Source organism: Streptomyces sp. NPDC048496 (assembly GCF_043200055.1).
GTDB lineage: Bacteria > Actinomycetota > Actinomycetes > Streptomycetales > Streptomycetaceae > Streptomyces.
In genome coordinates, this window is sequence record NZ_JBICXB010000107.1 from 1 (window position 1) to 5,348 (window position 5,348).

The following is a 5,348-nucleotide window of genomic DNA, read 5'->3' on the forward strand; positions in this document are numbered from 1 at the left end:
TAATGGTGGAGTCGGGTATTGGAACTGTCCGAATGCCTCAGCCATTGCGGACCCATGAGGTGAACTCGTCGGCGAGGCCGGGCGGGTTGGCGGCCTCGGTCTGCCGGGCGATCGCCTCGTAGTACTCCAGCTCGTGGACGATCACCGGCACGGTTCGGCCGGCAGATCTTTCGATGACGCCGGTCGTGTGGAGGGTTCGGGCGAGCTGGCAGCAGGTCTGGTTGAAGCGGGCCTTGATCTGCGCGGTGAGTGGCCCGATGACTGAATCCCAGTCGGCGAGGTCGGTCGGCTCGTCGTACCAAAGTCCGAGTTCGGTGATCCACTCCTGGCGAGCGGTGGCCCCGGTGGGGTCGCTGGTCAGGTCGCCGACCACCGTCAGCTCGTTCTGGATCCAGAAAGCGTAGTTCCAGCGGGCTTCTGCCTGGTCAGAGGCGTCCTGGATGCTGCGTCGGGCCTGAGTTTCAGTGTTGTAGCCGATCGTCAAGGTCGGCTGACGAGGGTCGTCGTCCTCGTTGTCGATGAGGAAGGAGACAGCGTAGATGTCGCCGACGTCGGCGGCCGGGATGGATGCGAGGGCCCTCTCGACGAGATGCTGGAGGTGATCGTTGAACGTCATGGTCGGCGGGGCCCTGTCGGTCAGGATCATGAGTCCCACTGGTCGCAGTACTCGATGTGGATCTCGCGCGCGTCGCCGAGAATGCCGTCGTTGGAGTGGAGCTCGGTGCAGAAGTGCGGGTAGCTCGGATGGACGGGGACGTATCCGGGGCCGTTTCGGGCGACGTCGAAGAAGTGCCGGGCGGTGTCCCTGAACACCTTCGCGCTGCCGGTCATGAACAGGGTCTCGGCGTGGAGATGCTGGTGGAACAGATCCCGGTTCTCCTGGTAGTGCCGTGCCTCGTGATCAATCACGGCTTCGTCGGTGTGTCCTGGGCCGGGCAGCGTCACGGTCTGCGGACGCCCTGGGCCGAGCCGTCCTCGTATTACCTTCCAGCGTGAGGGGGCGAACTGGAGCGAGTGGTGCAGCAGCACGAGATCAAGCTGCCGTGTGCCGTCTTCTGGCAGCTCGCGGGAGGGGCCACGGTTCCCCCGCATCGGCAGGTGGACCAGCGAGCGCGGTGAAGAGGCAGCGAGCGTCCATAGCCCACCGATTCGCTGGGCGGCATCCTGATCGAGGTAGGTGTCCAGGTGCCGGTCGTGATCGATGAGCACTGCGTGGACCAGGGGTCGGGCGGGTCGGATGACCTTGAACTCCGTGGATCCGAGCCGTGCTTGGTGGATGGTGATGGGTAGCTTCATTGGTTCTCCAGGACACGGCGGCTGACATCGGCGGCGTAAGAGGCCCAGTCGCCGGCGGAGGCTCGCTGCCATTTGACGGCGACCGTGATGTCGATACCGAGGGTGCGGGCGAGGACTGCAGCGGGCAGCTCGGTGGCGAGCTGGAACAGGGCGGTCGACCGGGTCTCGGCGAGCCGGATGCCGAGTTTGCGGAGACGTTCGCCCATGGCCCAGACGCTGATCGGGCGGCCGGGCTGGCCGCCGGGGAAGAGCCAGGGTGAGTCTGTCCGGGCGAGGACGGCATGGCTCCGGCGAACCGCGACCTGGTGCAGGGCGAGTTCAGCGACCGGGCCAGGCAAGTCGACGGGGACGGCGCCGAGGCGGATGCGGACGACTCCGTCGGTCTCCTCGATGTGGTTGACGGTGAGCCGGGAGATCGCCGCGGGCCACTGGGCATAAAGAAGCAACAGCAGGCCGGCGAGGCGGTCTTCGGACTTGAGGGTGTCGTCGTGCAGCAGACGGCGGGCGGTGGCCCAGCGGGCCTCGTCGTCCATCGCCTGGGTGGGGCCGTTCCATCTGACGGCTGGGAAGCTGAGATCGCGGGCGATCTTCTGGGCGAGAGCCCAGCGCACGAAGTGGCCTGCCTCCCGGCGGTGACGGACGTCGTCGCTGGTCATCCAGCGTTCTAGGTCGGCCTGACGGCAGGTCGTGAGTGTCAGACGCTGGTCGTTGAGCCAGTTGAGGAGATGCACGGCTGCCCGCAGATGCTGGCGGACGACTGTGAGCTGTGTGTGCGTGATGTCGTTGCCGCGGCTGCGTCGGCGGAGTCGTCGCAGGAGGTGCCAGGTCGCGTACCGGTGCAGGATTTTCCGTCCCTCAGCGGTGGTGTGGGAGGTGACGAGATCGTTCACGTGCCGTTCCAGACGGACCATCTGCTCGTCGCGCTGGGGCAGCGTGCCGGTAGCAACGAGCACACTTCGGATGTGCTCGACGACCTTGCCCGCCGGGAGTTCGTCCAGGGCCTCGTGTGTCAGGGGTCGACGGCCGGATCCGAGATCGGACAGAACGGTGGAGACGATGCCGCCGGAGAGCCAGCGCATCGCCGTGCCAGCCCGTTCCGTCTCGGCCAGGGCGTCGTTGAGGGCCTGCAGCTTCGGCGGTATGGAGCCCGAGTCGTCGGCGAGAAGCTCGTGGAGCCGTTGCTTGAGAGTGCAGCGAGGGCACGGGCCGGCGGCTCGCAGTCGTTCCGCTTCCCCGCAGGTGGGGCATGGGCGCCAGAGCTCGGCGTCTGGTGCGGTGCAGGGGCCGCAGACCGGTGCGTCGGCGGTCCCGGAGTGGATGCCTCGAAGCCTGCCGCATGCGGTGCAATGAGCCTGGCGTCGGTCGCAGCCGCCGCAGCGGGGCAGGCCGGTTAGCCGGGAGTGGGTGCCGGGTGCGGTGCGGCCGCAGATCGAGCAGACAAGGAAGGGCAGGGGGCAACAGTTCGAGCAGAGAGGACCGTCGGAGGTGCGGTTCTGTACTCGCTTCCGCTTTCCGCAGTTGATGCAGACCTCGACGTTCGCGGGGTCGTTGACCAGGCAGTTCGGACACAGCGGGCGCCCCTGGGCGTCGCGGGTGGCAGGCTCGCGCCGGGCTCCGCAGCGTACGCATTCTTCGACGCGGGATTTGGCGATGCAGTTGCGGCAGACCCGCTGACCGTCGAGCGGTTTGTCGATGCGAACCACTCGGTGGCAGCGAGGGCAGGACGGTCGGACGATCCCGGCGACACCCGCCGCGTGCAGCAGCTCGATGAACCTCAGGATGGCTCGATGCGGGGCGAGATGGGCCTCGCCGGTCAGCAGGCGGGGGTTCTCCTCCAGGGACCAGACCACTCGTTGCCGATAGTGGGGACGGTGTGGTGCCGACCGGCGGAGAGCTTCGGCGACCACGTCGCGGTCGGCGCCCGGGGCGATCGTGTTGATCACCGCGTGGACGACCATGGCCGGGTCACGGTCATCGTGGTCGGGACACATCGAACAGCGTGACAGGCCCTTGCGGTCCCGGAAGGTGACGCGCCGGGTGTTGCCGCAGGCGGCGCACTCGCTGGTCTCCTTGACGCAGACCGAGCAGTACCAGTCCTGGCCCTGCCGCTGGAGGCTTCGCAGCCCCTTGCCGCAGTCGGCGCAGACCGGCGGCGAGATCGCCGCGGCACCGGCCTTGCGGAGCGATATGAGGAGATCGCCGACGGCCCGTGGCGCCGGGGACCGGCCATCGGTCAGGATGGCGGGTCGCGTCTCCAGGGCCTTGGCCAGGTTCCGTGACTTCGCGCGGCCGCCCGCGACCGCGGTGACCACGGTCCGGATGGTCTCGGAGCCAAGCTCGCTCTCGATATTCGCGACCAGGTCCGTGATCAGGCCGATCGGGTTCGCGACGGCGCGGTCGACAGCGTCGGTGGTGGTCACGACCGGTCAACACCCTTGATCCGGGCTCGCTTAGGCCGCAGTCCGCCGAGTCCTTCCGTGTCGGGTGCCGTGCCGCCGACGGCTGCCTTCTTCGGCTTCTTCACGGCCCCGGCCACCGCGATGGGCTCGATGAGGTCGTCCATGGTGCAGTCCAGGATGTCGAGCAGGGCCATGAGGATCTTCAGGCTCAGTCGCTCTGGTCGCTCGACGACGAGCCGGTAGACCTGGCTTGAGGACAGCGTGATACCGCGCTCGGCAAGCGGAGGGATGAGGTCGGTGGTGGAGAACATCTCGCGGTCGGCCATGACTTTGCGCAGGTGCCAGTGGTAGTCGAGCTTGGCGGCCATCGCCGGGTTCCTCCTGTCAGGCTCCGGCGAACGCCGGGGCCAGTGCCTTGTGCAGGGAAGTGTTCATGAAGTCGTCGCTAACGTGCGTGTAGATGGCCAGGGAGCTGTCGCTCTCGTGGCCGACCTGCTGCTGGATGAAGCGGCGGTCCACCCCGTCCTCGGTCAGGTGCGTGACGTACGAATGCCTCAAGGAGTGCGGGACCAGCTCTTTCGGCAACTTGAGGGCGTCGCGGTAGGCCTCGAACCGGTCGTTGATCGAGCCGGGCCGCAGGCGGCCACCGCGTTCGGTGATCCACAGAGCGGGTTGGTCGGGGAATCCGAAGCGCGGCCGGACGTTCTCGACGTAGTCGGCGACTGCCTCGACGGCCCAGTCCATCACTGACAAGACGTTCCGGCGCCGCGGCGGCTGGCCCTTCTTGGCCTTGCCGTAGCGGACGTTGAGCGTGCCGTACCGGCCGAACTGCCGGGCCTGCGGGTTGCGTCCGAAGTCGACCACATCGAGCTTGGAGGTCTCGGTCCGGCGAAGTCCCCACCCGTAGATCACCTTAAAGAGGGTGGCGTCGCGGTAGGCCGCCAGGGCGCCCTTGCGTTTTACCCGTAGCGCTCGTTCGACCTGGTCGTCGGCGTAGTCGAGGAAGAGCTGCAGCTGTTCCCGGGTGAACGGCTTCGCCTCCGGGTCGCCCTCGTAATCGTTGAGGTGGGCGATGGTGTTCCACTCGTGACAGACCGCCACCGGGAAGGTGCCGAAGGCTTCCTCGCAGGCAGGGCCCCATCCGTAGCGGCCGTCGATGAGGAACTCGCTGAACAGTTGCACGGTGCCCTGGTAGCTGCGGATCGTCGACGGTGCCAGATGCTTCTCGCTGGTCAATGAGACTGACCACTCGTCCATGTGGGCCGGCGTCCACTGCCACGGGTAGTCGTTCGCGAACTCCAGGAACCGGCGTATGAGCCGTTCCCGCGGATCGATCGTGTCGTCCCTCAGCCCTCGCGACTTCTGCTGAGCACGCCAGCCCCGCAGCATCGCGTCGAACATCGCGTCCTCGGGACGCAGTTGGACCACCCCGGAGACGAGCTCCAGATGAGCCGACCCGGCCAGGGCCACCTTGCGCTGATGCACCACTCCAGACCATCCCTTCTGGAGGGCAGATCATGCATCAGAAGGGATCAGCTTGGCAACATGCCTGGTCAGGCGGCTAGCACGTAGTAGCCTCGGATTCCTTCAGGCTCTCGCCGTGACCTGGCGACCTGCGGTTTCTCGCCCGTCTGATGCAATTCCCGAGGGTTG

5 protein-coding genes are annotated in these 5,348 nt (G+C 67.1%); all 5 read right to left on the reverse strand.

The window, feature by feature from the left end; genetic code table 11:
- Positions 1-37: 37 nt before the first annotated feature.
- From ACGFSA_RS34680 to ACGFSA_RS34700, 5 genes are read right to left on the reverse strand one after another with little or no spacing between them, the layout of a single operon-like run.
- Entirely contained in the window at positions 38-646 is a 609-nt protein-coding gene (locus ACGFSA_RS34680; RefSeq protein ID WP_393310094.1) for a hypothetical protein, read from the reverse strand.
- The gene (locus ACGFSA_RS34685) at positions 643-1,296 is read right to left on the reverse strand and encodes a hypothetical protein (RefSeq protein WP_393310096.1); all 654 of its coding nucleotides are present in this window, start codon (positions 1,294-1,296) and stop codon (positions 643-645) included. Before ACGFSA_RS34685 ends, ACGFSA_RS34680 begins: the two co-directional genes overlap by 4 nt.
- Positions 1,293-3,716, reverse strand: a complete 2,424-nt coding sequence (locus tag ACGFSA_RS34690) for a site-specific integrase (protein ID WP_393310098.1) — start codon at positions 3,714-3,716, stop codon at positions 1,293-1,295. Before ACGFSA_RS34690 ends, ACGFSA_RS34685 begins: the two co-directional genes overlap by 4 nt.
- A complete protein-coding gene (locus tag ACGFSA_RS34695) occupies positions 3,713-4,063 on the reverse strand; it encodes a helix-turn-helix domain-containing protein (protein WP_393310100.1) in 351 nt (116 codons plus the stop codon). The genes ACGFSA_RS34690 and ACGFSA_RS34695 overlap by 4 nt, the downstream gene beginning before the upstream one ends.
- Positions 4,064-4,079: 16 nt before the next feature.
- On the reverse strand, positions 4,080-5,183 hold the full coding sequence (locus tag ACGFSA_RS34700; RefSeq protein WP_393310102.1) for a tyrosine-type recombinase/integrase: 1,104 nt from the start codon (positions 5,181-5,183) through the stop codon (positions 4,080-4,082).
- Between the last annotated feature and the right edge of the window lie 165 nt (positions 5,184-5,348).

Coding starts and splice junctions, on each gene's coding strand:
- ACGFSA_RS34680 (WP_393310094.1), bottom strand. CDS start 646: ATGATCCTGACCGACAGGGCCCCGCCGACCATGACGTTCAACGATCAC.
- ACGFSA_RS34685 (WP_393310096.1), bottom strand. CDS start 1,296: ATGAAGCTACCCATCACCATCCACCAAGCACGGCTCGGATCCACGGAG.
- ACGFSA_RS34695 (WP_393310100.1), bottom strand. CDS start 4,063: ATGGCCGCCAAGCTCGACTACCACTGGCACCTGCGCAAAGTCATGGCC.